This window comes from Micromonospora coxensis (assembly GCF_900090295.1).
GTDB lineage: Bacteria > Actinomycetota > Actinomycetes > Mycobacteriales > Micromonosporaceae > Micromonospora > Micromonospora coxensis.
In genome coordinates, this window is record NZ_LT607753.1 from 858,982 (window position 1) to 885,560 (window position 26,579).

General features: G+C 70.6%; 19 protein-coding genes and 3 rRNA genes. 5 read left to right on the top strand and 17 right to left on the bottom strand.

From position 1 onward, the window contains the following. From GA0070614_RS03795 to GA0070614_RS03805, 3 genes are read right to left on the bottom strand one after another with little or no spacing between them, the layout of a single operon-like run. On the bottom strand, window positions 1-804 hold the full coding sequence (locus tag GA0070614_RS03795) for an MlaE family ABC transporter permease (RefSeq protein WP_088974663.1): 804 nt from the start codon (window positions 802-804) through the stop codon (window positions 1-3). 1 nt (window position 805) lies between these two features. Continuing rightward, window positions 806-1,576: an MlaE family ABC transporter permease gene (locus GA0070614_RS03800; protein ID WP_088974664.1), complete on the bottom strand. Its 771-nt coding sequence runs from the start codon at window positions 1,574-1,576 to the stop codon at window positions 806-808. Then, window positions 1,573-2,571 (bottom strand): ABC transporter ATP-binding protein, encoded by a 999-nt coding sequence (locus GA0070614_RS03805; protein WP_088974665.1) that lies wholly within the window; start codon window positions 2,569-2,571, stop codon window positions 1,573-1,575. Before GA0070614_RS03805 ends, GA0070614_RS03800 begins: the two co-directional genes overlap by 4 nt. Window positions 2,572-2,732: 161 nt before the next feature. Here GA0070614_RS03805 and shbA point away from each other — a divergent pair, with 161 nt between their 5' ends. After that, entirely contained in the window at window positions 2,733-3,311 is a 579-nt protein-coding gene (shbA, locus tag GA0070614_RS03810) for an RNA polymerase sigma factor ShbA (RefSeq protein WP_088974666.1), read from the top strand. Continuing rightward, complete coding sequence (locus GA0070614_RS03815) at window positions 3,308-4,189, top strand: anti-sigma-D factor RsdA (RefSeq protein WP_088974667.1); 882 nt, start codon at window positions 3,308-3,310, stop codon at window positions 4,187-4,189. Before shbA ends, GA0070614_RS03815 begins: the two co-directional genes overlap by 4 nt. A 339-nt stretch (window positions 4,190-4,528) precedes the next feature. Here GA0070614_RS03815 and rrf read toward each other — a convergent pair. From rrf to GA0070614_RS03835, 4 genes are all read right to left on the bottom strand, one after another. Next, a 5S ribosomal RNA gene (gene rrf, locus GA0070614_RS03820) occupies window positions 4,529-4,645 on the bottom strand. A 74-nt stretch (window positions 4,646-4,719) separates the two neighbouring features. Beyond that, window positions 4,720-7,831 (bottom strand): 23S ribosomal RNA (locus tag GA0070614_RS03825). Window positions 7,832-8,201: 370 nt separating this feature from the next. Next, a 16S ribosomal RNA gene (locus GA0070614_RS03830) occupies window positions 8,202-9,718 on the bottom strand. Together the 16S, 23S and 5S rRNA genes form the textbook arrangement of a ribosomal RNA operon. Before the next feature lie 701 nt (window positions 9,719-10,419). Then, entirely contained in the window at window positions 10,420-11,430 is a 1,011-nt protein-coding gene (locus GA0070614_RS03835; protein ID WP_088974668.1) for a glycosyltransferase, read from the bottom strand. A 304-nt stretch (window positions 11,431-11,734) separates the two neighbouring features. Here GA0070614_RS03835 and GA0070614_RS03840 point away from each other — a divergent pair, with 304 nt between their 5' ends. Then, window positions 11,735-13,138 (top strand): coiled-coil domain-containing protein, encoded by a 1,404-nt coding sequence (locus GA0070614_RS03840; protein WP_157744933.1) that lies wholly within the window; start codon window positions 11,735-11,737, stop codon window positions 13,136-13,138. Window positions 13,139-13,193: 55 nt separating this feature from the next. Here GA0070614_RS03840 and GA0070614_RS03845 read toward each other — a convergent pair whose 3' ends face one another. The 7 genes from GA0070614_RS03845 to GA0070614_RS03875 form a co-directional block, all read right to left on the bottom strand. Continuing rightward, window positions 13,194-14,165, bottom strand: coding sequence for an NAD(P)-dependent alcohol dehydrogenase (locus GA0070614_RS03845; protein ID WP_088974669.1), 972 nt, complete (start codon window positions 14,163-14,165; stop codon window positions 13,194-13,196). Then, a complete protein-coding gene (locus GA0070614_RS03850) occupies window positions 14,162-14,386 on the bottom strand; it encodes a helix-turn-helix transcriptional regulator (RefSeq protein ID WP_088974670.1) in 225 nt (74 codons plus the stop codon). The genes GA0070614_RS03845 and GA0070614_RS03850 overlap by 4 nt, the downstream gene beginning before the upstream one ends. Continuing rightward, window positions 14,380-14,808 (bottom strand): hypothetical protein, encoded by a 429-nt coding sequence (locus GA0070614_RS03855; RefSeq protein WP_088974671.1) that lies wholly within the window; start codon window positions 14,806-14,808, stop codon window positions 14,380-14,382. Before GA0070614_RS03855 ends, GA0070614_RS03850 begins: the two co-directional genes overlap by 7 nt. 172 nt (window positions 14,809-14,980) lie before the next feature. Further along, window positions 14,981-15,919 carry a nucleotidyltransferase domain-containing protein gene (locus tag GA0070614_RS30970; RefSeq protein WP_231933516.1) on the bottom strand — a complete coding sequence of 313 codons (939 nt, stop codon included), beginning with the start codon at window positions 15,917-15,919 and terminating at the stop codon, window positions 14,981-14,983. A 101-nt stretch (window positions 15,920-16,020) separates the two neighbouring features. Further along, on the bottom strand, window positions 16,021-16,623 hold the full coding sequence (locus GA0070614_RS03865; RefSeq protein WP_157744934.1) for an FIMAH domain-containing protein: 603 nt from the start codon (window positions 16,621-16,623) through the stop codon (window positions 16,021-16,023). 119 nt (window positions 16,624-16,742) lie between these two features. Beyond that, the gene (locus GA0070614_RS03870; RefSeq protein ID WP_231933517.1) at window positions 16,743-17,411 is read right to left on the bottom strand and encodes a hypothetical protein; all 669 of its coding nucleotides are present in this window, start codon (window positions 17,409-17,411) and stop codon (window positions 16,743-16,745) included. A gap of 26 nt (window positions 17,412-17,437) precedes the next feature. Next, window positions 17,438-18,373, bottom strand: a complete 936-nt coding sequence (locus GA0070614_RS03875; protein ID WP_088974673.1) for a diacylglycerol/lipid kinase family protein — start codon at window positions 18,371-18,373, stop codon at window positions 17,438-17,440. Window positions 18,374-18,612: 239 nt separating this feature from the next. Here GA0070614_RS03875 and GA0070614_RS03880 point away from each other — a divergent pair, with 239 nt between their 5' ends. Together GA0070614_RS03880 and GA0070614_RS03885 are read left to right on the top strand one after the other, a co-directional pair. Further along, a complete protein-coding gene (locus GA0070614_RS03880) occupies window positions 18,613-19,611 on the top strand; it encodes a helix-turn-helix domain-containing protein (RefSeq protein WP_172892363.1) in 999 nt (332 codons plus the stop codon). Window positions 19,612-19,847: 236 nt separating this feature from the next. Beyond that, a complete protein-coding gene (locus tag GA0070614_RS03885; protein ID WP_088974675.1) occupies window positions 19,848-20,801 on the top strand; it encodes an alpha/beta fold hydrolase in 954 nt (317 codons plus the stop codon). Here the strand turns inward: GA0070614_RS03885 and fxsT are convergent. Genes fxsT through GA0070614_RS03900 form a run of 3 tightly spaced genes read right to left on the bottom strand, consistent with a single transcriptional unit; the run spans window position 20,795 to window position 26,542 of the window. Then, complete coding sequence (gene fxsT / locus GA0070614_RS03890; protein ID WP_088974676.1) at window positions 20,795-24,712, bottom strand: FxSxx-COOH system tetratricopeptide repeat protein; 3,918 nt, start codon at window positions 24,710-24,712, stop codon at window positions 20,795-20,797. The genes GA0070614_RS03885 and fxsT overlap by 7 nt on opposite strands. Further along, on the bottom strand, window positions 24,709-25,875 hold the full coding sequence (locus tag GA0070614_RS03895; protein ID WP_088974677.1) for a TIR-like protein FxsC: 1,167 nt from the start codon (window positions 25,873-25,875) through the stop codon (window positions 24,709-24,711). Before GA0070614_RS03895 ends, fxsT begins: the two co-directional genes overlap by 4 nt. After that, a complete protein-coding gene (locus GA0070614_RS03900) occupies window positions 25,862-26,542 on the bottom strand; it encodes a TIR-like protein FxsC (RefSeq protein WP_088979191.1) in 681 nt (226 codons plus the stop codon). The genes GA0070614_RS03895 and GA0070614_RS03900 overlap by 14 nt, the downstream gene beginning before the upstream one ends. Between the last annotated feature and the right edge of the window lie 37 nt (window positions 26,543-26,579).

The window sequence follows — 26,579 nt, forward strand, 5'->3', positions numbered from 1 at the left end:
TCACCCCGCGATCCGGACCGTGGTGGTCGCGCCCCAGATGGCCAGCGACAGGAAGAAGTCGACGATGTTGACCGCGACGATGGCGAGCCGGACGGCCCGGCCCACCGCGACGCCGACAGCGGCCGGCCCACCCTTGGCGGTGTAGCCGTAGTAGCAGTGCACCAGCACCACGATCACGCTGAACACCAGCACCTTGCCGAAGGACCAGAGCACGTCGCCGGGCGGCAGGAACAGGTGGAAGTAGTAGTCGTAGGTGCCGGCGGACTGTCCGAAGTAGTGGACGGCGATGGTGCGGGTGGCCAGGTAGCTGGAGAGCAGACCGACCACGTAGAGCGGGATCACCGCGACGAAGCCGGCGATCATGCGGGTGGTCACCAGGAACGGCAGCGACGGCACGCCCATCACCTCCAGGGCGTCGACCTCCTCGGAGATCCGCATCGCGCCGAGCTGGGCGGTGAAGCCGCAGCCGACGGTCGCCGACAGCGCCAGCGCCGCCACCAGCGGGGAGATTTCCCGGGTGTTGAAGTACGCCGACACGAAACCGGTGAACGCGCTGCTGCCGATCTGGTTGAGCGCCTGGTAGCCCTGCAACCCGACCTCGGTGCCGGTGAAGAAGGTGAGGAAGCAGATGACGCCGACGGTGCCGCCGAGCACGGCCAGCGCGCCGGAGCCGAAGCTCACCTCGGCCAGCAGCCGCACCACCTCACGCTTGTAGCGGCGTACGGTGCGCGGCGTCCACGCGAACGCGCGCAGGTAGAAGGCGAGCTGCCCGCCCAGGTCGTCGAGATGCCGCAACACCGCCACGTCAGCTTCCCTTCTGCGGTACGACCTGGAAGTACACGGCCGTGACGAGGAAGTTCAGCGCGAACAGCAGCATGAAGGTGATCACGACGCTCTGGTTGACCGCGTCACCGACCCCCTTCGGGCCACCTCGCGCGGTCATCCCCTTGTACGAGGCGACCAGCGCGGCCGCGGCCCCGAACAGCAGCGCCTTCACCTCCCCCACCAGCAGGTCGGGCAACTGGCCCAGGGCCTGGAAGCTGGCCAGGTACGCACCGGGCGTGCCGCCCTGCATGACCACGTTGAACAGGTAGCCGCCACTCACCCCGACCACGCTGACCAGCCCGTTGAGCAGGACGGCGACCAGCATCGAGGCGAGCACCCGGGGCACCACGAGACGGTGGATCGGATCGATGCCCAGCACCTGCATCGCGTCGAGCTCCTCGCGGATCTTGCGGGAGCCGAGGTCCGCGCAGATCGCCGACCCGCCCGCGCCCGCGATGACCAGGGCGGTGACGATCGGTCCGGCCTCCCGCACCACCGCGAGCACCGAGGCGGCACCGGTGAACGACTGCGCGCCGAGCTGGCGGACCAGCGAGCCGAGCTGCAACGCGATGACCGCGCCGAACGGGATGGACACGAGCGCGGCGGGCAGGATCGACACCGAGCTGATGAACCACGCCTGCTGGACGAACTCCCGGACCTGCACCGGCCGACGGCCCAGGCCACGCAGGGTGTCCAGGCAGAACGCGAAGAACTCGCCGGTGCCGCGGAGGACCGCGACGGGGGCGCTCATCCGGCGTCCTCACGGTGCTCGGCGTGGCGGCCCGACCCGCCCGACCAGGCTGCGTCGGGCCGGCCGACGAAGGAGCCGGGCGGCGGGGTCACCCCGTGCTCCCGGCACCACTGCCCCGGTGGCCGCTCCGCCGCCCGGGGTCGACCGTCCGACGGCGGCAGCTGCGGCGGGATCGGCGGCAGCGGCGGCAACTGCGCGCCCGCGTCCGCCTCGGCCTGCAACTCCTCGGCGTCCTTCTCCTCGGCCATCCCGATCGGGCCGACCCGCTGGGCGTTGAGGAACTGCCGCACCACCGGCTCGGTGCTCGACAGCAACATCTCCCGGGGCCCGAACATCGCCAGGTGCCCGTGGTAGATCAGCCCGATGTTGTCCGGCACCGTACGCGCGGTGTTGATGTCGTGGGTGACGATCAGGAACGTCGCGCCGGTGCGCTGGTTCAGGTCGATGATCAGCTGGTTCAGGTACGCGGTGCGCACCGGGTCCAGCCCGGAGTCCGGCTCGTCGAACAGCACGATGCGGGGATCGAGCACCAACGCCCGGGCCAGTCCCGCCCGCTTGCGCATCCCACCCGAGATCTCCCCCGGCAGCTTCTTCTCGGCGCCGACCAGCCCGACCATGTCGAGCTTCTCGGTGACCACGTCCCGGATCTGCGACTCCGACTTGCGGGTGTGCTCGCGCAGCGGAAACGCCACGTTGTCGTAGATGTTCATCGAGCCGAACAGCGCGCCGTCCTGGAACAGCACGCCGAACAGCTTGCGCACCTCGTACAGGGCGCGCTCGGAGAGCCGGGGCAGGTCCTTGCCCTCGATCACGATGGAGCCGGAGTCGGGCCGCAGCAGCCCGACGAGCGTCTTGAGGAACACCGACTTGCCGGTGCCGGACGGGCCCAGCAGCACGGAGATCTCACCGGCCGGCAGGGTCAGGCTGATGTCGGACCAGACCGGCTGACCCCCGAAGGACTTGGTCAGCCCTCGTACGTCCACCTCGACGCCCATGCACCCTCCCCTCGCCGCTACCTGAGACATCGCGGGAGCCCGCCGGAACGCAACACACTTCTTTCCGACGCCGGGTGACCACCCAGGGTGACCTATGCAAATGGCCGGCCTATCGATAACGTGCCGTTGACCTGCCGGTAACGAAGGTGCCTCGGATCCCCATGACCACAGCGATCGAGCCAGAGCTCGTCCGTCGCGCCGCCGACGGCGACCGCGCGGCGATGGCTGCCCTGCTCACCGACGTACGGCCACGGTTGGTGCGCTACTGCCGGGCCCGGCTGGGTCGGGTGGGCGGCGCGTACACCACCGCCGACGACGTCGCCCAGGAGGTCTGCCTGGCGGTGCTGAAGGCGCTGCCCCGCTACCGCGAACAGGGCAAGCCGTTCACCGCGTTCGTCTTCGCCGTCGCGGCGAACAAGGTCGCCGACGCGCAGCGGGCCGCCGTACGCGACGCCGCCGTCGACGTCACCGACACCCCGCTGGACCGCCCGGACGGCGCTCCCGGACCCGAGCAGCAGGCCGTCGCGACGGACCTCGCCCGACGGCTCTCGGCGCTGCTGCACCGTCTCCCCGACGTGCAGCGGGAGATCATCACGCTGCGGGTGGCGGTCGGCCTCACCGCCGAGGAGGTGGGCACGATCCTCGGCATGTCGGCCGCGGCCGTACGGGTGGCCCAGTCCCGCGCCCTGGCCCGGCTCCGTACCCTTGCCGGCAGCGGACTGGATGAGGTGGCGGCATGAGCGAGCGCTGGCGCGGCGACGGCGAGGAGTTGGACCTCGCCACCGTCACCCACGACGATCTGCTGCTCGACGCGCTCGGGCAGGGCACGGACCAGCCCGACGGCGACGACCTCGGCGTGATGCTGGCCGCCTGGCGTGACGACCTCGGCGCGGGTGTCGACGAGGACGCTGCCCGCACGCCGGACGGCGACCCTCTCCTGGACCGGCTCGGCGCCGGCGTCCTTCCGCCGGCGGCCCCGGGCGTCCCCCCGGCGCCCGCACCGGTCCGGCAGCGAGCGGTACGGCGGCGTGTCCTGCGGCTGGCCGCCGCCGCGGTCGCCGCCGTGGTGCTGACGACGGGGCTGGGGATCGGCAGCCGCGAGGCGGGACCGTCCCACCCGCTCTGGTCGCTGACGAAGGTCCTCCACCCCGAGCGGGCGCAGGTACGCGTCGTCGAGGACACCATCGACCGCGCGCGGGAGGCGATCGCGGCGGGACGGTTCGACGATGCCGCGCAGTTGCTCGACCGGGCCCGCCGGGACCTGGTCCGGGTCGGGGATCCCGCCGAGGCCGACCGGCTGCGGGCCGAGATCGACGCCGTGCAGCGGGAACTGTCCGCCCCGGGGTGCCCGGGGTGGCCGCAGTGCGCGCCCTCGGTGCCGTCGTCCCCACCGCAGGCCCCGTCCGCCGGCGTCCCCGGCGGTGGCGCGTCCCCGGCGCCCCGTGCCACTGCCGGGAAGCCACCGGCAGCGTCCTCACCCTCGCCGGCGCCGTCGCCGTCCTCCGGGGGTGGCATCGTCCCGCCGTTGCCCGGGCTTCCCCTGCCGACGGCATCCGGCCCGTCGGCGCTGCCGTCGCTGCCCGGTCTGCCACTGCCCACCGTGGACCTGCCCGGCTGACCGGCGCCCGCCGCCATGGCGTACGCCTCCGCCGCGCCGGCCTGCTCCGCACGCCGTCCGGTCCCCGGCTCCGCACGCCGCCGTACCGCACCGCAGTCGCACACCCGCCGGTCGGGCTGCCGACCGCAGCACCCGGTCTCGGGCTGCCAAGGGATGCGCTGAGCCCCCGTTCGCCCGCGATACCTCGGCCAGGGTCGGAGCCGCCATCACCTCGGATCGACCTCGGCTCACCGCCGAGCCTTCGATCCGAACGAGACCTGACCCGCCGATTCCGGCTGCCGAAAGATCTGGGAATGCAGTTAGGGCCACCCCGTGTGGGGTGGCCCTAACTGAATGGATGTCCGGCGGTGTCCTACTCTCCCACACCCTCCCGAGTGCAGTACCATCGGCGCTGGAGGGCTTAGCTTCCGGGTTCGGAATGTTACCGGGCGTTTCCCCTCCGCCATGACCGCCGTAACTCTATGAACATGTCAAAACAACCCGTGGGTGTTTGCGTGTTCAGAGTTGCACAGTGGACGCGTAGCAGCTTCGTAGTCAAGTCCTCGGCCTATTAGTACCGGTCAACTGAACCCGTTACCGGGCTTACATTTCCGGCCTATCAACCCAGTCGTCTAGCTGGGGGCCTTACCCACTCAAAGAGTGGTGGGATACCTCATCTTGAAGCGAGCTTCCCGCTTAGATGCTTTCAGCGGTTATCCCTTCCGAACGTAGCTAACCAGCCGTGCCCCTGGCGGGACAACTGGCACACCAGAGGTTCGTCCGTCCCGGTCCTCTCGTACTAGGGACAGCCCTTCTCAAGTATCCTACGCGCACGGCGGATAGGGACCGAACTGTCTCACGACGTTCTAAACCCAGCTCGCGTACCGCTTTAATGGGCGAACAGCCCAACCCTTGGGACCTGCTACAGCCCCAGGATGCGACGAGCCGACATCGAGGTGCCAAACCATCCCGTCGATATGGACTCTTGGGGAAGATCAGCCTGTTATCCCCGGGGTACCTTTTATCCGTTGAGCGACACCGCTTCCACTCGCAAGTGCCGGATCACTAGTCCCGACTTTCGTCCCTGCTCGACCTGTCAGTCTCACAGTCAAGCTCCCTTGTGTACTTGCACTCAACACCTGATTGCCAACCAGGCTGAGGGAACCTTTGGGCGCCTCCGTTACCCTTTAGGAGGCAACCGCCCCAGTTAAACTACCCACCAGACACTGTCCCTGAACCGGATAACGGTCCGAAGTTAGATACCCAAATCAACCAGAGTGGTATTTCAAGATTGCCTCCACCCATACTGGCGTATGGACTTCACCGGCTCCCACCTATCCTACACAAGCTAATTCGGATACCAATGTCAAGCTATAGTAAAGGTCCCGGGGTCTTTCCGTCCTGCCGCGCGTAACGAGCATCTTTACTCGTACTGCAATTTCGCCGGGCCTGTGGTTGAGACAGTGGGGAAGTCGTTACGCCATTCGTGCAGGTCGGAACTTACCCGACAAGGAATTTCGCTACCTTAGGATGGTTATAGTTACCACCGCCGTTTACTGGCGCTTAAGTTCTCCGCTTCGCCCCGAAGAGCTAACAGGTCCCCTTAACGTTCCAGCACCGGGCAGGCGTCAGTCCATATACATCGAATTACTTCTTCGCATGGACCTGTGTTTTTAGTAAACAGTCGCTTCCCCCTGCTCTCTGCGGCCATACAACGCTCCACCCGCGCGGGGCTTCACGTCTCCGGCCCCCCTTCTCCCTAAGTTACGGGGGCAATTTGCCGAGTTCCTTAACCACAGTTCGCCCGATCGCCTCGGTATTCTCTACCTGACCACCTGTGTCGGTTTGGGGTACGGGCCGCTCAGAACTCGCTAGAGGCTTTTCTCGGCAGCATAGGATCACTGACTTCACCTGAATCGGCTCGGCATCACGTCTCAGCCTCCATGCACCACGGATTTGCCTATGGTGCGGCCTACACGCTTACCCCGGCACAACCACCGGCCGGGATCAGCTACCTTCCTGCGTCACCCCATCGCTTGACTACTACCCGCCAGGTTCCCACGCTCCCCAACCTCGACCCGAAGGTCTCGGCTGGTTCGGGTGGTTAGCACAACGAGGTTCATCAGGGTCGCTCTTTCGCGGGTACGGGAATATCAACCCGTTGTCCATCGACTACGCCTCTCGGCCTCGCCTTAGGTCCCGACTCACCCAGGGCGGATTAGCCTGGCCCTGGAACCCTTGGTCATCCGGCGGAAGGGTTTCTCACCCTTCTTTCGCTACTCATGCCTGCATTCTCACTCGTGCCGCGTCCACAACTAGGTCACCCCGTTGCTTCACCCCCGGCACGACGCTCCCCTACCCATCCACACACCTGCACAAGGAATCAAGTCCAAGCGAGGTTGAAATGTGAATGCCACAGCTTCGGCGGTGTGCTTGAGCCCCGCTACATTGTCGGCGCGGAACCACTTGACCAGTGAGCTATTACGCACTCTTTAAAGGGTGGCTGCTTCTAAGCCAACCTCCTGGTTGTCTATGCGACCCCACATCCTTTTCCACTTAGCACACGCTTAGGGGCCTTAGCTGGTGATCTGGGCTGTTTCCCTCTCGACTACGAAGCTTATCCCCCGCAGTCTCACTGCCGCGCTCTCACTTACCGGCATTCGGAGTTTGGCTGATTTCGGTAAGCTTGTGGGCCCCCTAGACCATCCAGTGCTCTACCTCCGGCAAGAAACACGCGACGCTGCACCTAAATGCATTTCGGGGAGAACCAGCTATCACGGAGTTTGATTGGCCTTTCACCCCTAACCACAGGTCATCCCCCAACTTTTCAACGTTGGTGGGTTCGGCCCTCCACGCGGTCTTACCCGCGCTTCAGCCTGCCCATGGCTAGATCACTCCGCTTCGGGTCTAGGACATGCGACTCGATCGCCCTATTCAGACTCGCTTTCGCTACGGCTCCCCCACACGGGTTAACCTCGCCACATGCCACTAACTCGCAGGCTCATTCTTCAAAAGGCACGCCGTCACCCCGCAAGGCTCCGACGGATTGTAGGCGAACGGTTTCAGGTACTATTTCACTCCCCTCCCGGGGTACTTTTCACCATTCCCTCACGGTACTCGTCCGCTATCGGTCACCAGGAAGTATTTAGGCTTACCAGGTGGTCCTGGCAGATTCACGGCAGATTTCAGGGGTCCGCCGCTACTCGGGAACACCCACAGAAGGTCAGCAACTTTCACCTACCGGACTCTCACCGCCTACGGTCAGCCATTCCAGACTGTTCGGCTAGCCACTGACTTTATAACTCCTCGAACAAGTGTCAGCTTGTTCAGCGGGGTCCCACAACCCCGACCACGCAACCCCTGACAGGTATCACACGCAGCCGGTTTAGCCTCAATCCGCTTTCGCTCGCCACTACTCACGGAATCACTAAATTTGTTTTCTCTTCCTACGGGTACTGAGATGTTTCACTTCCCCGCGTTCCCCCCACACACCCTATGTGTTCAGGTGCGGGTGACACCACATGACTGGTGCCGGGTTTCCCCATTCGGACACCCTGGGATCACAGCTTGGTTGACAGCTCCCCCAGGCCTATCGCGGCCTCCCACGTCCTTCATCGGCTCCTGGTGCCAAGGCATCCACCGTTCGCCCTTGACAACTTGACCACAAAGATGCTCGCGTCCACTGTGCAATTCTCAACAAACAACCAACCCACAACCCACAGCGCGACACCAAACCCGACCACCGCCGGCGGTATGCCACACCAGGTCATGCCTGGCAACCGTCCCCCACCACAGTGGGGTCATGGTTCTGAAAGACAACCCTCGGGTTGTTCCTTCAGGACCCAACAGGGTGCTTAGCGCCTCTTCCCAGCCGCATCAGGAGCCAACCGTTCCCACCACCGAAGTGGCTGTACTAGGCGCCCCCGACCGTTGCCGAGGAAAAACTGGCCAGTGTCTCCGCCATTGAGCACCCCACCATCACGTTCGGATGGCGTGGGCTCCATACCGTCTTTCGACGGATGGTGCTCCTTAGAAAGGAGGTGATCCAGCCGCACCTTCCGGTACGGCTACCTTGTTACGACTTCGTCCCAATCGCCAGCCCCACCTTCGACGGCTCCCTCCCACAAGGGGTTGGGCCACCGGCTTCGGGTGTTGCCGACTTTCGTGACGTGACGGGCGGTGTGTACAAGGCCCGGGAACGTATTCACCGCAGCGTTGCTGATCTGCGATTACTAGCGACTCCGACTTCACGGGGTCGAGTTGCAGACCCCGATCCGAACTGAGACCGGCTTTTTGGGATTCGCTCCACCTCACGGTATCGCAGCCCATTGTACCGGCCATTGTAGCATGCGTGAAGCCCTGGACATAAGGGGCATGATGACTTGACGTCATCCCCACCTTCCTCCGAGTTGACCCCGGCAGTCTTCGATGAGTCCCCGCCATAACGCGCTGGCAACATCGAACGAGGGTTGCGCTCGTTGCGGGACTTAACCCAACATCTCACGACACGAGCTGACGACAGCCATGCACCACCTGTGACCGCCCCCGAAGGACCTCACATCTCTGCGAGTTTTGCGGCCATGTCAAACCCAGGTAAGGTTCTTCGCGTTGCATCGAATTAATCCGCATGCTCCGCCGCTTGTGCGGGCCCCCGTCAATTCCTTTGAGTTTTAGCCTTGCGGCCGTACTCCCCAGGCGGGGCGCTTAATGCGTTAGCTGCGGCACAGGGAACCGGAGAGGCCCCCCACACCTAGCGCCCAACGTTTACAGCGTGGACTACCAGGGTATCTAATCCTGTTCGCTCCCCACGCTTTCGCTCCTCAGCGTCAGTATCGGCCCAGAGACCCGCCTTCGCCACCGGTGTTCCTCCTGATATCTGCGCATTTCACCGCTACACCAGGAATTCCAGTCTCCCCTACCGAACTCTAGCCTGCCCGTATCGACCGCAGGCTTGGGGTTGAGCCCCAAGTTTTCACGGTCGACGCGACAAGCCGCCTACGAGCTCTTTACGCCCAATAAATCCGGACAACGCTCGCGCCCTACGTCTTACCGCGGCTGCTGGCACGTAGTTGGCCGGCGCTTCTTCTGCAGGTACCGTCACTTACGCTTCGTCCCTGCTGAAAGAGGTTTACAACCCGAAGGCCGTCATCCCTCACGCGGCGTCGCTGCATCAGGCTTCCGCCCATTGTGCAATATTCCCCACTGCTGCCTCCCGTAGGAGTCTGGGCCGTGTCTCAGTCCCAGTGTGGCCGGTCGCCCTCTCAGGCCGGCTACCCGTCGTCGCCTTGGTAGGCCATCACCCCACCAACAAGCTGATAGGCCGCGAGCCCATCCCAGGCCGAAAAACTTTCCACCACCAACCATGCGATCGGAGGTCATATTCGGTATTAGCCCCGGTTTCCCGGGGTTATCCCAAAGCCTAGGGCAGGTTGCTCACGTGTTACTCACCCGTTCGCCGCTCGAGTACCCCGAAGGGCCTTTCCGCTCGACTTGCATGTGTTAAGCACGCCGCCAGCGTTCGTCCTGAGCCAGGATCAAACTCTCCAACAAAAACTTGTCGAACAGCAAACCCTGACAACAAAAGTGTTGCCAAAGGAATCCCCACCAGCCAGACCACAGCCTGACCAGCACGGGGTATAAATCAAATTGGCACTGGCTTATCAAGCACCCTGTTGAGTTCTCAAAGAACAACCACACACCGCCCAGAACCCCACAACCGTGGAGCCCCGACCCGGGGCATTCCGTTCACCATGCCCGCCGCTCTCGCGCCGGGCACTTTTACTACGTTACCCGGTGATATCCGCCGTGTCAAACCGCTCTGTCGCGATCCACACCACTTCCACCACAATTCCGGGCACCACAAAACAACCGGCTCTCACCGCTCGTCTCGTGGATTCTCGGCAGGCCGGCCGCTCGCGGTCACCCACGAACCCGTCCGTTTCCCTGCCGACGTGGAACCTTACCCGGTCGGCTCCGCCTCACCAAATCGACCCCCTGGCCGATCCGGGGCACCGCCCGAATGTCAGCTCCGCGCTCCGGCCTTCCCAGGTCTTACGCCCTGTTTCGTCCGTTCCGCGCTGGCAGAGAGAAAGTTACGCGGCAGGCGAGTTGATCGTCAAATCCACCGGACGCGGCGCCGGTCACATCCCTCGCGGCGACCTGCCGACGTCGCTTCGCCCCCCCGTGGCAGGGCTGGAGCTCGTGACAGGGCGAGCGGACGGTGCCGTGGTGGCGGACGACGGCGGGCCGGCTCACGGCCGGTCGAGGTGGTCCGGAAGCCGGCGGGCCACCTCCTCCGGGGAGGGCATCCGGGCGATCTCCTCGGCGAGCGCGCGGGCGGCGTCCCGATGGCCCCCGTCCGGGTGCCGCGGCAGCAGCCGCGCGACGTGGTCGGCGACGAGGTCCGCGCTCACCTGTTCGGGCAGGAGCCGCAGTCCGGCCCCGGCGGCGCTGACCGCCTCGGCGTTGGCGAACTGGTCGGCGCCCTGGGGCAGGACCAACTGCGGCGCCCCGACGACGAGCGCGCCGAGGGTGGTGCCGCTGCCACCGTGGTGCACGACCACGTCGACGGACGGCAACAGCTCCGCCTGTGGCACCCAGTCGTGGACGGAGACGTCGTCCGGCACGTCGCCGAGCTGCTCGGGGGGTACCCGGCCGGCGGCGACCACCACGTCCGCGTCCAGCCTCGCCAGGCCCTCGACGATCGTGCGGAGCAACTCCGGGGTCCCGAAGACCGTACCGAGGGTCAGGTAGACCAACGGCCTGCCGCCTCGCGCCCTGGTCGGGCGGGCGCCCGGCGCGGAGTACGGGACCGGACGCAGCCCGATGCGGTCCTCGGTGGCGAGGAAGTGCCGGTCCTGCAGGGAGGGCGGGCAGATGTCGAGGTGCGGGAGTCGTGGCACCTCGCCGGCGGCCACGGGTGGTTCCAGACCGATGCCCGCCGGGAACATCCGCCCGAATCCGTGCCAGATGCTCGGGATCCCGGCCCGGTGCGCGGCGACGGCCGCCCCCGGCAGTCCCCACTCGTGCACCACGAGGTCGGGCCGTAACCGGGCCAGTTCCGGCTCCAGGTCCTCGGCGTAGATGTCGTAGAACGCGTCCGCCGGCCGGAAGGGCCGCAGCCCGTTCGCGGCCAGCGGGGCGTGCACCGCCTCACCGGCGGCGAAGTGCACCTCGTGCCCGGCATCGCGCGCCGCGGTCGCGAGGGGGATCAGCGGGTACGTGTGCCCGACCGACGCGAGGCTGGCGAACAGCAGACGCATGCCGGGGAATCTACGCCCCGCCCCGCCCCCGCGAGGCCCGCACGTATCCGACCGGGGCAGGCCGGCGCCGCCGCGTCGCACCGGTCGCGCGTCGTACCCCTGGGGTCGGCCCGGGGCCGTGACCGACGTGGACGGTCGGCGGAGCCGATGTCCTCCGACGGGGGGTGCGACGACGCACCCGCCGGGCGTCCCGATCAGCGGGGCGGCCCTATGACCGGGGCCCGGACGACGGTAGCGTTGCGCCACATCACTGGCCCGTGGGCGAACATCCGCGTGGCGCTCGGGAAGGTACGGAGGGTGCTGCATGTCCAACGGCGACGAGCCGTTCGCGCTGCGTGACGACGTGGCCGGGCGGCCGCATTTCGAGACGGCCCTGCGCGGCTACGACAAGCGGCAGGTGGACCGGTACGTCGAGCAGACGGACGGCCAGCTGGCGGCGGTGACGGCGGAGCGCGACCAGGCCGCCGGTCAGCTGCACGGCCTGACCACGCACATCCAGCGTCTGCAGGCGGAGGTGACCGAGCTGCGCCAGCGGCCGGCGCAGGTCGACCGGGCCTCCTTCCGGGATTTGGGGCCGATGGTCGACCAGATCCTGGCGCTGGCCGAGAAGCAGGCCGGGGTGATCACCGAGTCGGCGACGCAGCGGGCGAACACCCTGCAGGCGGAGGCGGAGAAGGTGCTGGCCGAGGCGCGCGAGCGGACCGCCCAGGCGCTGCGTGACCTGGACGAGGAACTGGCCGCGCGCCGGGCCGAGCAGGACAAGGCGTACGAGGAGCGCCGGTCGGTGGCCGAGTCGGAGCTGGCCGAGATCCACGAACGCGCGGAGCGGCTGCGGGCCGAGGGCGAGGCCGCGCACGAGCGCGCCCAGCAGGAGGCGAAGCGGATCAGCGAGCAGACCGCGAAGCAGATCACCCAGACCCGGGCCGCCGCGGAGGCGCTGACCAAGGCGGCGCGTACCCAGATCCAGCAGGAGATCCAGGCGGCGCGTACGCAGAGCCAGCAGGAGCTGGCCCAGTTGCACGCCAACGCGGAGAAGGAGATCGCCGAGCTGCGGGCGGCGGCCGAGCAGGAGCTGGCCGAGCACCGGGCGGCGGCCGAGCAGGAGCTGACCAACCAGCACAGCGCCGCCGAGCAGCAGATCCAGTCGCTGATCGCGGAGGCGCAGCAGTACGCGACGGAGGTGCGTCAGCGCGCCGACGAGCAGGTGGCCGGACACCAGGAGCAGCTGACCGCGGTGCAGCAGGAGATCGCGGAACGGCAGCAGACGCTCGGCCAGGTCCGGGAGGAGCTGGAGACCGCCCGGCAGCAGCTCGCCGAGATCCAGCAGGAGGGCGACACCGCCGAGCGGGACCTGATGCAGGCCCAGCGACGCCTGGAGGAGGTCCGCCGGAACCTGGCGACGGAGACCAAGCGGCTGGAGGAGGCGCGGCAGGCGGCCGACTCGGTGGAGCGGCACGCCAAGGACGTGCGGGCGCGGGTGCAGCGCGAGGCGAAGCGGGTGGCCGACCTGGCCGCCGCCGCGGTGATGGCCGCCGCCGCGGGCGGCTCGGAGACCGCGGAGTTCCCGGTCGTCACGGCCCGCCCGCCCGTGGAGCCGCCGGTGGAGGAGAACCGGGAGGAGCGTCGCGGGCAGCTCACCGCCGACCGGCCGGCGCCCGAGCCGTACGTGCCGGCGGCGGCGCACCGGCCGGAGGTGGTGGGTAGCTGACCGCCGTCGTGGGCGGGCTCGACCGTCGGTGGGCCGGCCCGCCCGCCGGACGGGGTCAGGGCAGGACGACGTTCTTGCCCCGGGCGTGCCCGCCCTCGACGTGCCGGATGGCCTCGGCCGTCTCGATGAGCGGCCAGGTCCGGTCGACGACCGGGCGGAGCTGACCGTTGTCGATCAGCGCGGTCAGCGCGTCGAGGTTGTCGGTGCTCTCCTTGGCGACCAGCGGGACGAGGCGCTGACGTACCAGTGGGGACAGCAGCAGGGCGCGCAGCTGCCGGTCGAAGCCGCGGAACAGGCGTCCGCCGACCGACTCGCCGCCGACGAGGACCAGCGTGCCGGTGGGGGTGAGGGCCCGGCGCAGCCGGGCCAGCGGGCGGTTGCCGGCGGTGTCGACGACGACGTCGTAACGCAGGCCCCGGTCGGTGATCTCCTCCCAGGTGTGGTCGACGACCTCGACCGCGCCGAGGGAGCGTACGAGGTCGGTCTTGGCGGGGCCGCAGACGCCGGTCACGTGCGCCCCGGCGGCCACGGCGAGTTGGACGGCGAAGTGGCCCACGCCGCCGGCCGCGCCGATGACGAGCACGCGCTGGCCGGAGCCGACCCGGGCGGCGTCGCGGACGGCGGTGAGCGCGGTCTGGCCGGAGGCCGGCACGGCGGCGGCCTCGGCGAAGCTGAGGCCGGCCGGTTTGCGGGCGAGCCGGTGCGCGGGTGCGAGGGCGTACTCGGCGAAGCTGCCGGTGCCGGTGCCGTAGACCTCGTCGCCGGGGGCGAGCCGGGTGACCCGGGCGCCGACGGCCTCGACGACGCCGGCCAGGTCCATGCCGGGGACGCGGTGGCGGGGGCGGCGCAGCCCGGAGGCGAGGCGCACCGGGTACGGCAGACCGGTCATCAGGTGCCACACGCCGGGGTCGACGCCGGCGGCGTGCACCCGGACCAGCACCTGGTCCTCGGCGGGCCGGGGCCGCTCGACGTCGCGGAGCCGGAGCACGTCGGCGCTGCCGTAGCGGTCCTGGACCAGGGCCTTCACGATTCCTCCTGCGGGTAGTGGAACACGTCGGTGAGCGGTACGCCGAAGACGCCGGCGATCTGGAAGGCCATCTCCAGCGAGGGCGAGTAGCGGCCCTGCTCGATGGCGATGACGGTCTGTCGGGTGACGCCGATGCGGCGGGCCAGCTCGGCCTGGGTCAGGTCGCCGTGCGCGGCGCGCAGGGCGCGGATGGAGTTGGTGATCCGGGTCGGCTTCACCACGTCTGGAAGCCCCGTCGGTAGGCGACGATCCGGGCGGCGGAGCCGACCACGGCGGAGAGCACGAAGCCGAGGTAGACGACGTTGGCGATCCAGAAGTGGTCCCAGCGGGCCAGGGCCATGCCGAGGGCGGCGACAGCGCCGACGACGACGAAGGACTGGCCGATGTGCTCGCCGACGCGGTGGATCTCACGGTCCCGCTGGTCGGCCTGGTTGGCGCCCTCGGGGGAGACGATCGAGACGACGATGTGCAGCACGATCGCCGCGACGATCGCGCCGCCGACGGTCCAGAGCAGGGCGGCGGCGTACGGGACGTCGGCGAGCGGGATCCCGTCGGCGCGGCCGAGGACGACGGCGACGTAGCTGGCGTACGCGACGACGGCGACGGCCGCCATGATCCAGGCGCGTTTCTCCTCGAAGGCCACGGGGCCCCTCCCGATGTGTAAAGAATTCTTGACACGTCGACGGTAGGGCCGCCCGCGCCGCCATGTCAAGAATTCTTTACACGCCCCGCTCCGGCGGACCCGGTCCTCCACCGGCGGCGCCGAGCACGCGGAGGTCCGCTCCCGGGCCCGGTGCTCCACCGCCCGCGCCCGCTCAGCTCAGGTCGAGCACCTGACGCAGCACCCACCGCTGGAAGTCGCGGGCCTGCGCGCCACCCGGTGGGGTGCCGCCGCTGCGGGCCGCCACGCAGCGGGCGATCAGCTCCGGGTACGCCCCGGTCGCCGCGATCCGCCGCCCGGCGGCGACCTTCGACAGCCAGACGCCGTCGCGCAGCCGGACCAGGGACCGGCAGGCGCCGAGCACCGCGTCCTCCGCCCCCGGCAGCGGTGGGTCCCCGGCCGGCCGGTCCGCCTCGGACCCGTTCCCGGCCGGCCCGGGCGCGGCCGGTCCCGGCTCGGCCGGTCCGGACGCGACGGATCGGGGCAGGGACCGCCCGGGCGCGGAAGGTTCTGGCGCGGCCGGACCGGGCACGGCCTGCACGGACGCGGTGGGTTCTGGCGCGCCGGGTGCGGGTAGGGCGAGCCACCAGCGCAACGCCTCGACGAGCAGCCGGCGCAGGTCGTCCGGGCCCAGGTCGGCGAAGACCTCGACGGCGGGTGGGCCGAGCAGGGCGTACCCGGTCTGGTGCAGGATGCTGCGGTCCAGGCCGTACCAGAAACGGCCGTCGGCGGCGGGCCGGTCGGCGGGGTCGAGGGTGGCGCGGAACGGCATCCGCGCCCCGGAGTTCAGCTCGACCTCGAACCCCGGCTCCGCGGTGCCCGACCGGGCCACCGCACGGGTGTAGACGACCAGCTCCAGACCGCGCGCCGGGCACGGCAGGGCCTCGTGCCGCAGCCGGGCCACCAACTCCCGCCGACGGGCGACGTCGAGCCGGTCGGCGACCACGAGCGCCACGTCGACGTCGCTGCGGCCCGGCTGGTACGCGTCGAGCGCGACCGACCCGGCCGCGTACGCGCCGACCAGGTCGTCGCCGAGGACGTCACGGGCGGCGTCCACCAGGTCGTCGAGGTACCGCCGGACGGTCGGGTGCACGTCCCCCATCCTGCCCGGTGCGGCGGACGGGTGAGCGACCACCGGGCGCGTCACGGGGATCGGCCCGGGTGGCGGATCGGCCGCCCTGTGGGGGCGGCAGGTCAGCGGGGCAGCGCCTGGGCCAGTTGCGCCGTCCCGACGGCGAGGAGGTCGTACCCACCCGCGCTGATCCTGCCCGCCGCGCGGAGGTCGACCAGCTTCTCGGCGAACTCGCGCAGCTTCTCCCGCGCCTTGGCCGGCTGGCCCAGCCTCCGGCGGATGTCGCGCAGCCGCTTGTCCAGCTCGTCGGCGGCGCCGTCGCGCAGTTCGCCCTGCCGGCGCAGCCGATCGAGCGCCGCCTGGAGTCCGGCCACCAGGTCGGCGGGGCGGGCCGACGGCGGGGACGGGCGCGGTGTCGGGGACGCGGTGGGCGACGGGGTCACCTCCTCGATCGGCGACGGCTCGTCGCCGACGACGAGGGGGTCGGCGCCGACGACGGCGGTGGGCGCCGGCCGGGCCTGGCCGGGGGCCGGATCGTCACCGCTGAAGGCCACCGTCAGCGCGGCGACCAGCACCACGACGAGCGCCCCCGCCACGGCCAGCCACATGAGCCGCTGTCCGTCCCCGGCGACCCGGTGCCGTCGCGGGCCGTCGCCGGGCACGACCGGCAGGACGGAGGTGGGCGCCTCGGCATCGAGGCGGCGAGGACCGGGGGCGGCGGACACGGCGGCCATCATGCCAGCCGGCGCCGCCGCGCTCCAGGCCGAGTTCGCAGGCGGTGGACCGCGGTGACCGGGGGTCGTGCACGGCCGGGGCGACGGGCCACGGTGTCGGGCGGCACGCGTCAGGCGGGGGCTGCCGACCTGCCGGGATCCCCCGCCCCGCCCGCCCCGTCCCGGATGATCGCCTCGCCCTTGACCAGCCACGCCGCACCGAACGCCAGCACCGCCACGGTCTCGCACCAGAAGACCGGCTTGACCGCGTCCCGGACGGCGTCGGGCAGGAACGTGCTGGCCACGGCGACCACGATCGCGGCGACGATGAGCCAGCCGCAGACCCGGTACACCCGGTTGCGGATCAGCTTCTCGGGGGTCGGCGCGCCCGTCGGGTCGGTGCGGGTGAACAGCAGCAGGCAGAAGCCGGCCAGGATCAGGAACAGGGCGGCGGCGCAGACCTGGTGCAGCCGCCCCACCAGCGTCTGCGCGTCGGTCGGCGAGCCGGGCGCGGTGGGCAGCAGGGCCACCGCGATCGACAGCGCCCCGGCGACGCTGCTGAGCAGGTCGTCGAGACGGCGGTAGCGATAGCAGATCAGGAAGACGCCGATCGCGCACATGCTGCCGACGAAGACGTCGCGCATCGCCGTGTGGTACGCCCCGCTGACCGAGTCCAGCAGGATCGGCCGGCCGACGACGAGCGCGTGGCCGCCGGTCAGCACGAACGGCAGGGCGATACCGACCACGCCGACGCCCAGGCGCAGCCGGCGGACCGTCAGCATGTCCTGCGACACCACCATCGCCCCTCCCCCGGGACGCACCTGGCTCAACTGTCCGCCTCGGGGCAGCAGACCGTCAACGCCGCCGGCACCACCTTCACCTTCAGACGTTTCGTGCGCGCCCGCGCGCCGCCGTCCAACTCGTACGTCTTCGGCGCGGCGAAGCGGACCTTCACCTTGCGCCCCCGGGTGATCCGGACGAACGGCGAGTCCGCCGAGTGGCCGGTCGCCATCCGGCCCAGGGTGCGGGCCCAGTCGATCGCGCCGTCGGCGGTGGAGACGCCGATCTCCAGGGCGCCGTCGTCGGGCCGGGCGTCGTCGAAGGCCGGCACGCCCCCGGTGATGGTGCCGACGTTGCCGAAGAGCACGCAGCTCGCCTCGCCGTCGAACCAGTCGGCGCCGTCGACCCGGATCCGGGTCCGGACCAGCTCACCGCGCACGTGGCGCAGGCCGGTCCAGACGTACGCGACCCGGCCGAGCCTGCCCTTGAGCTTGCGGTCGGCCTCCCGGATCAGGTCGCCGTCGAAACCGGCGCCGGCCATCACCGCGAAGTGCTCGCCGTTGAGCCGACCCAGGTCGAGCCGGCGTCGGCGGCCGTGCAGCCCGATCCGGACCGCCTCGGTCAGATCACCGGGGATGCCCAGGTTGGCGGCGAACAGGTTGGCGGTGCCGGCGGGCAGGATCGCCATCACGGCGTCCGAGCCGGCGAGGGTGTCCGCGCAGCGCTGGACCATGCCGTCACCGCCCCACACGAAGATCAGCTCGGCGCCCTTCTCCAGCGCCCGGCGAACCTTCTTCGGGGCCTTGCGGCTCTTCGGCACCTCGTACCAGAGCAGGCGGGCGACGCCGGCGGACACCAGCGTGGCGCGCAGTTCGTCGAGGCCGCCGCCGAGGGTCTTCCTGCGGTGGGCGACGACCGCGACGGTGCCGGTGGTCGCGGCGGTCCCGGCGCGGGTGCCCGGGCGCGTGGTGGTGCTGCTCATGACCGGAAGTGATACCCCGTCGCCGCCGCTCCCACGCGTCCCACGGGATCGACGCCGACCGCGCCGGCACAGGGTCCGGGGACGGGCGCGCCGGCGGTGGGTCGCTGTTGGCCGGGCCGTAACAGGCCGTTCACACCCTGGTCGCCTGCCGGCCGGCCACGCTGCACCGCGGAGAGATCATGGCTGGCGCGACCGCAACACCTGGGACACACTTGAGGCCCGACGACGAGGACGGGGGCATGGGTAGCTCCACAGAGGACGACACGGCTGCGGCTTTCGTACGGGAGCTCACGCACTGGCGCCACCAACGCCGGCTGTCCAAGAAGGAACTGGCGGAGCGGACCGGCTTCGACCCGTCGTACGTCAGCCACATCGAGAACGGACGGCACCAGCCCACCGAGGAGTTCGCCCGCCGGGTCGAACTGGCCCTGGACAGCGGCAACCGGATCTGGCAGCGCTACGTCGCGTTCGCCGGCACCCGAGGGCCGGCCGGCCGGGCCTCCGGGCTCGGCCCCACCGCCGTACCCCCGCCGGCCGGGCCACACCTGGTCATCGACGACGAGCGGGCCGACCTGTCCCTGGTCGACGGCGGGTACGAGTGCCGCTTCCGACGGGTGCTGCACAGCGTCGGCACCGAGCCGATCACCCGGCACACCGTGCAGATCGACATCGACCGGTTCCCCGACGACCCGGCCCGCTCAACCGCCTTCCACAGCCGGCACCCGCTCACCCTGGACGAGGTGGCCTTCCAGGCGTCCCTCGGCGCCGAGCGGCCCGAGCCGATGCGCTGGCGGGTGACCCGCAGCCGGGACGCCTTCATGAAGATCGCCCTGCTGTTCGAGAGCGGCGGCGCCCCGGCGCCCCTCTACCCCGGGCAACGCACCGTGATCCACTACGCCTACCGGGTGCCGGTGTGGAAGTTCGGCGACTGGCTGCAACGCGACATCCGGCTGCCCACCCGCCGGCTCACCGTACGGCTGGACTTCCCCGCCGTCACCCGACCGACGGTCTGGGCCAGCGAGACCTCCTTCACCTCGGAGAGCACCACGGACGTCACCCCCTTCCGGCAGGAACGCGAGGGCGTGGTGGCGTACGAGTGGGAGGTCCCCCGCCCCCGGCTGCGCGCCCAGTACCGGGTGCACTGGCGCTACGGCGACCCGGCGGCGGCCCTGGCCGGGGCCGACGTGCCGGCGGAGCTGCGCGGCCCGGACCCGGAGGCCCGGGCGAGGGCCTGCTGACACCGCCCGCCCCGACGCCGGACGGTCCGGCAGCCGGCGCCGGCCGGCCGTGGAAGTTCCCGCCGGACGCGGCGGAAGCTGTCCTTTCCGACAGATCGGGCCGCTTGTCGACGCAGTCCATAGCGTCGCGACCGGCCCGACCGTTAGGCTCGATTGCCGGGTGGAGCCGGAGCGGCTCACCACTCGGCACCGGGTTACGGACGTGAGCTGAACGCAGCACCGGAAGGCAGGCTGGAGTGACCCGAGATGGCGAGCCTGGGGCCGAATTCGCCCACCGCGCCGACAACCGGCGGGTGGCGTACGAGGTCACCGGCGCGCCCGACGGGCACCCTGTCATCCTCATGCACGGCACCCCCGGCAGCCGGCGCGGACCCAAGCCCCGGCACATCGTGCTCTACCGCCTCGGTGTGCGCCTCATCGCCTACGACCGCCCCGGCTACGGCGACTCGGAGCGGCGCGAGGGGCGTGACGTGGCGGACGCCGCACGCGACGTGGAGGCGATCGCCGACCATCTCGGACTGGAGCGCTTCGCCATCGCCGGGCGCTCCGGCGGCGGTCCGCACGCCCTCGCCTGCGCGGCCGACGGCGCGCTGCGCGACCGGGTGACCCGGGTCGCGGTGCTGGTCAGCTTCGCCCCCGCCGACGCGCCTCAGCTCGACTGGTTCGCCGGGATGAACAGCGACAACGTGCGCGGGTTCGGCGGCCGGGAACACCTCGACACGGCGGCGATGATCGCACAGATCCGGCGCCGCGCCGAGCGGGCCGCCGAGGACCCGAGGTTCCTGCTGGAGGAGCTGATGGTGCAGATGAGCGCGGCGGACCGGCGGGCGGTCAACGACGCCGCGCTGCGGCGGCTCATCGCCGACAACTACGAGGAGGCGCTGCGCGCCGGCCCGTACGGGTGGATCGACGACGTGCTGGCGTTGCGCCGCAGCTGGAAGTTCGACCTCGCCGCGATCGACACCACCGCCACCCCGGTACGGCTGTGGCACGGCGCGGAGGACACCTTCGCCCCGGTCGGGCACGCCCGCTGGCTCGCCGGGCAGATCCCGGGCGCGCAGATCGAGGTGCAGCCCGGCGCGGCGCACTTCAACGCCGTGGAGGAGCTGCCCCGCGTGCTGCGCTGGCTCACCGACGTGGACTCCCCGACCTGCCACGAGCTGCTGATCGGCACCCGGCGCGCTCAGTAGTGGTGCGGGTCGAGGACCCGACGGACCAGCCGCCCGTCGCGCAGCACGATCACACTCGGGTGGTGCTGGCCGATCCGGTCGGCGAGGCGGTCGGCGATCCGGGTCCGCCCGATGCTGACCCGGCCGCCCGAGGCCATCTGGTGCACCGTCTCCAGGTTACCCATGCTGCGCAGGGTGTCGGGGTGCTCGGGCCCGAGCACCTGGGTCATCCGGGCGACCACGTCCCGCAGCTGCGCGCGTCCGCCCTCCAGGTCGCCGGAGTTGACGGCGAAGACCGCGACGTTGTTCTCCGCCGCCATCACGAACGGGTGCTCGCCGCCGAGCGCCGCGCGCAGCGCCTCGGCCGCCGAACCGGCCAGCGGCGTGGCGTTCTCCGGGTCCCCCGAGTCCCAGGTCGCCACGGCGAGGTTGTTGCGGCAGACCAGCACGTACGGGTGCTCGGCGCCGAAGATCTGGGCGAAGACCTGCCCTGCCTCGACCAGTTCCGCGCGGGCCCGCTCGGCCTCGCCCTGCAACATCAGGTTGGCCGTCCAGCTCAGCCAGGCGAAGAGGGTGTCCGGGCTGGTCGGACCGAAACCGGCGCGCAGCCGCTCGTAGGCGATTTCCAGCAGTTCCGCCGCCGCGGCGATCTCACCGGTGCTGCGCAGTGAGGCGGCGAGGCTGGCCTGGGTGACCAGCACGTCGCGGGACTGCTCGCCGAAGAGGCCCCGGTAGCCCTCCACGACGCCGCGCAGCAGCGCCACGGAGCGCTCGTACTCGCCGACCTCGCGCAGGTCACGGGCGAGGTTGCTGGCCGAGAGCAGGGTACGCGGATGGTCGGCGCCGAGGACCAGGCGCAGTCGCCGGTGGGTGCTCTCGTTGAGTTCCAGGGACTTCGCGAAGTGCCCCATCATCTGGTACGACGCGGCCAGGTTGTTCGCCGAGATCAGGGTACGGCGGTGGTCCTCGCCGAACACGTCCACCGACGCCGCGTACGTGCGCAGGTCCCGCTCCAGCGCCTCCCGGTAGCGGCCGAGCGCCCGCAGGTCACCGGCGTAGCCGCCGGCCGTCATCAGGGTGTACGGGTGGCCGGGGCCGATCAGCTCCTCCTGCTGGCGCAGGGTGTCCTCGTCCAGCCGGCAGGACTCCTCGAAGCGGCCCAGGCTGCGCAGCAGGTTCGCCCAGTTGAACCGCAGGTGCAGCAGCTGCACCCGCAGCGCCCGGTGCGCGGCGGAGTCCGGGGACAGCTCACCCAGCCGGGTGGACCAGATCTTGTCGGCCTGCCGGGCGTACTGCTCGCCCTGCTCGAAGCCGCCGTTGAGGTAGATGTAGCGGATCCGGTCGATGACCAGCTGCCGGACGTCGTCGTCGTGGCAGGAGACCGCGTCGGAGCCGTCCAGGTGGGGCCAGAGGATGCGGAAGCGCTCCTGCAGGGCCGGGTCCTCCACCTCACCGGACGGGCGGGACCCGGCCAGGATGCGGTGCACGTCGTGCTTGACCTCGTCCAGCTCGCGGTCGGACATCCGGACCCGCAGCGCCGCCTGGAGCAGCCGGTGCACCTGCACCCGCTGGGCGTGCAGGTCCACCTTGATCAACGCGAGCCGGTTGATCCGCTGCACCAGCGCCGCCGCGATGTCCCGCTCGGAGACCCGGTCGGCGACGCGCGCCGCGACGACCGGGTCGTGCGGGGCGATCACCCGCGCCACCTGATCGCCGTAGAGCAGGTCGAGGGAGATCTCCGGGGCGAGCACCGAGGCGAGCTGGAGCAACCGGTACGCCCCGGCGGACTGCTCCTTCAGCCGCTGCAGCGACCGGCCCCACACGTCGGTCTCCGGGCCGGTGCGCTCCAGCCCGGCCAGGTACTCCCCGACCGGCGTGCCGGTGTCGGCGAGCCAGGCGCCGGCCATCGCGACGAGGATCGGGATGTTCTCCACCGCGTCGGCGACCCGCTCGGCCTCGGTCACGCTCATCGACTCCGCGCCGATGCGCGAGCGCAGGTGCGTCACGCTCTCGGCGCGCTGGAACGCCTCGACGTCGACCGCCCGGGCCAGGTCGCCCCAGTCCGGGTTGCGGGTGGTGACCAGCACGTGCCCGTTGCCCTGCGGCAGGTACTCCTTGACGTGCTCGTACTGGTCGGCGTTGTCGAACACGAGCAGCCAGCGCAGCGGCTGGCCGGCGCCGTCGCGCCGCTCACCCCGGCTGAGCCACTGCCGTACGGCCCGGGTCTTCTCCGGGATGGTCGGCAGCTCCGGCAGGCCGAGTTCCCGACCGAGGTCCGCGACCTGGACGTCGACGAACTGCGGCGGGTCCGCGTCGACCCACCAGACGATGTCGTACGCGCCACGGAAGCGGTGGGCGTACTCGATGGCGAGCTGGGTCTTGCCGATGCCCGCGCCACCGCGCAACGCCACCGGGACGGCGTCGGCGCCGCCGGCCTTGAGCTCCTCGCGCAACCGGCGCAGCAGCAGCTCGCGGCCGGTGAAGCGGACGTTGCGGCCCGGCGGGTTGAACACCTCCGCCCCGACGGCCGGGAACCGGGCGCCCACGACGGCGTGCCCGCGCTCGCCCGGGGCCCGGCCGACGAGCTTGAGCAGCTGCTCGGCGGCGGCCTCGGCGCTGCGGTCGTGCACCGAGGCCCAACTGCCCACCGGCACGTCGGCGGCGGGTGCGGTGTCGTCCAGGTGCAGGGCCAGGACGGGCACGCCGGGCGGCACCAGCTCCGCCGCGGCGCGGCCCCGGCCGGCGCGGTACGCGCGCGACACCAGCCGCAGCTCGCGATGGGTGACCCCGGCGCGGGCCGGCGCCGGCTCGTGGGGCGCGACGGGCTGCACCCGCAGGTCCGCCGCGGTGAGCACGGCCTGCACCCACTCCGCCCAGGCCTGGTCCTCGGCGACGTGCCGGAGCACGATCAGCTCGTCGGCGGCGGCCGGCTTGCGCTCGAAACGCTGCACGGTCTGCCGGCGCAGCGCCTCGTCGATGCGGGGCAGCGCGGTGATCCGGCCGTTGGTGATGTGACTGGTCAACGTCTCGTACGCCGACAGCAGGGTGGTCCGGCCGCCCGGCTCGTCGCCGAAGGTCGCCAGGGTCTCCTCGTAGGCGTAGTACGCCCGGTAGGGCACCTCGACGGTCAGCCAGTACTCCTGCCGCTCGGCGTCGGTCATGCCGCTGGGCAGGCCGGCGAAGCGCTGCATGGCCAGCGCCCGGCCGGCGTCGCGCTTGCCCTTCTCGCCGTCGTCGACCCGCATCGGCACCGGCAGCACCCGTCGGGCGCGCCGGCCCTCGTAGCCCCGGACCCGGGCGGCGACCTCAGCCGCGCCGTCGATGCCCTGGCCGCTGAGGGTGAAGCAGTCCACCAGCACGTCCGGCAGGTGGATGGTGCAGATCTCGGCGACGTCGCTGATGCCGGTGCGGCTGTCGATCAGCGTCCAGTCGTAGTGCCGTTTCATGTCCTCGCGCAGCGCGTCGAAGAACTGCGCGCCGCCGAGCCGGTTGTAGAAGTTGTCCCAGTTCAGCCCGGTGACGCTGGTGGCGTAGTCGGGGTTGTGCCGGCCCGCGAGCAACAGGTCGAGGCTGCCGCCGCCGGGGAAGTCCCAGCTCACCGAGAAGGCGTAGTTGTGCACCCGGGCGTACTGGCGGTGCCAGTCGCCGGGGCGGGCGGCGGCGTCGCCGGGCGCCCTGCGCCGCCGGGCGTTCTCCCACTCGTACTCCAGGATCAGGTCCATCACCCCGCCGGTGGAGGCGACCTGCTCCGGGTCGAGGAACGGGGCGAAGAACCGGTGCAGGCCCGGCGACTCCAGGTCCCAGTCGGCGACCAGCACACGCTGGCCGTTGGCGGCCAGGATCCAGGCGGTGTTGGCCAACGCCATGGTGCGGCCGGTGCCGCCCTTGTAGGAGTAGAAGGTGACGACCTGGCCCTCACGTGGTGGCGTCATCGCTCTTCCTTCCCTCGCGGTACGTCTGATGGGCCCTCCGGTCGCAGCCGGGGCCGGGGCACGGCCGGGCCGTCGGGCGGGTCGACCGGGCCGTGCCGCAGGAACAGCTTGCGGGCCTCGATCACGAGCTGCGGGGCGCTGCGCTCGAACTCGACGATCTCCCGCACCGGCAGCACCTGCGGGAACCGCGCGTCCTGCAAGCTACCGGCGATCGTCTCGGGCGTGTCGTCGCCACGCGCGCCGTCGGCGGCGATGACCAGCGGGACGGCCCAGCGCGGCAGCCCGTCCACCGCCGCGCGCGCGTCGCCGGGGTCGACGGAGGCGTCGACCAGCACGACGGTGGGGCTCTCCGGCGCCCGGGTGCGGGCCTCGGCGATCTCGACCACCCGGGTGGGCAGGCCCAGCCGCTCGGCGGTGGCCGCCACGTAGTCGGCGACGGCGAGGGCGTGCTGGTCGCCGTACGGTCGCCAGCGGGACCCGTGCGGGGTCACCGTGGTGATCACCAGTGGCGTGTCCCCGCTGTCGACCACCGTGCTGCTGGCCGGCGTGGCCGCCCGGGACGGGGCGAGCGGGTCGGACTCGGTGACCGTGACGACCCGCTCGGCGAGCGCGGTGAGCAGGCTCTCGTACTGCCGGCGGTAGGCGCTGAGCTTGCACAGCGCCCGCAGCCCGTTCTCGGCGTAGTCGGCGCGGTCGACCGGGTCCCGGGCCAGCTCCAGCGCCTGCGCCGTCTCGGGTCGTTCCTCCCACGGCGACAGCGGCAGCCAGAGCACCGGCAGGACGTGCCGGGCGGCCCGCCCGGCTGGCAGCCCGCGCAGTCGGCTGTGGAAGGAGTCGCGCTCGCCGAGGGCCCACGGGTTGCTGAAGTACTTCGGCGAGTAGAGCGGGACGAAGACGTGGGTGACGCTGAGCGCGTCGGTGAGCGCCCGCTTCAGGTCGGCGCCGGGGTCGACCAGGCCGTCGAAGAAGCCCACGTCCAGCTCGCCGGTACGCCGCGCGGTGCGCCGTACGGCGGCGCCGAGGTCCTGGAAGAACCGGTTGACCCAGAAGTCGGTGTCGGGCCGGGCCGCGGCCGACAACGGCACCGAGTGGGCGTAGCTGAGGAAGAAGTACGTCTGCCGGCCGGCGGGCGTCACGGTGGAGGACGTGTCAGACCAGGTCATGCCCGACCTCCTCGAACGTGGCGCGGAGCCGGCCCATGTCGGCCGGGACCTCGGCCCGTACCCAGTGCGTGTGGTACGCCCGGGCGACGCGCTGGGCCAGCCGCCAGACCACCGCGTCGTAGGCGTCCTTGCCGTTCTTGCCCAGGCTGAGCAGGCCGTAGATGCCCTCTTCCTGGTACTGCGGGGCGATGTCCGAGGGTAGCCGGGTCGGGCTGAACATCTGCCGCTGCGACACGACCGGCGGCATCGACCGGCGCTCCACCACCGACCAGTTGACCGGGATGATCGGGGTCTCCCCCGGGGTCGTCACCGCGCCGGGGCGCAGGGTGACCCGGCGGCGGGCGAAGGCGTCCCACTCCCGGGCGCACCAGGCGCTGTTGAGGTACTGCGGTGAGATCAGCGGGATGAAGACCTGGCAGTGCCCGGCGGCGAAGGCCAGGTCGTCGGTCCACACCTGCCCGCCGTCGAGCATCCGGTCCATGAACCCGGCCGGCCGCCCGGCCGGCAGCCCGAGCAGCTCGACCACGTGGTCGGAGAGGTCGACGAAGAGCTGGAAGACCTTCTGGTTGGTGTCCCTCGGCGGCGCGGCGACCCGGTTGCGGGTGCGGGCGTAGCTGAGGAAGAAGACGGGCGCTCCCGGGTCGACCCGGAAGTCTTCCTCCGTCACGCGCCGCTCCCGCCCGGTGTGGACATCCTCGACCGCC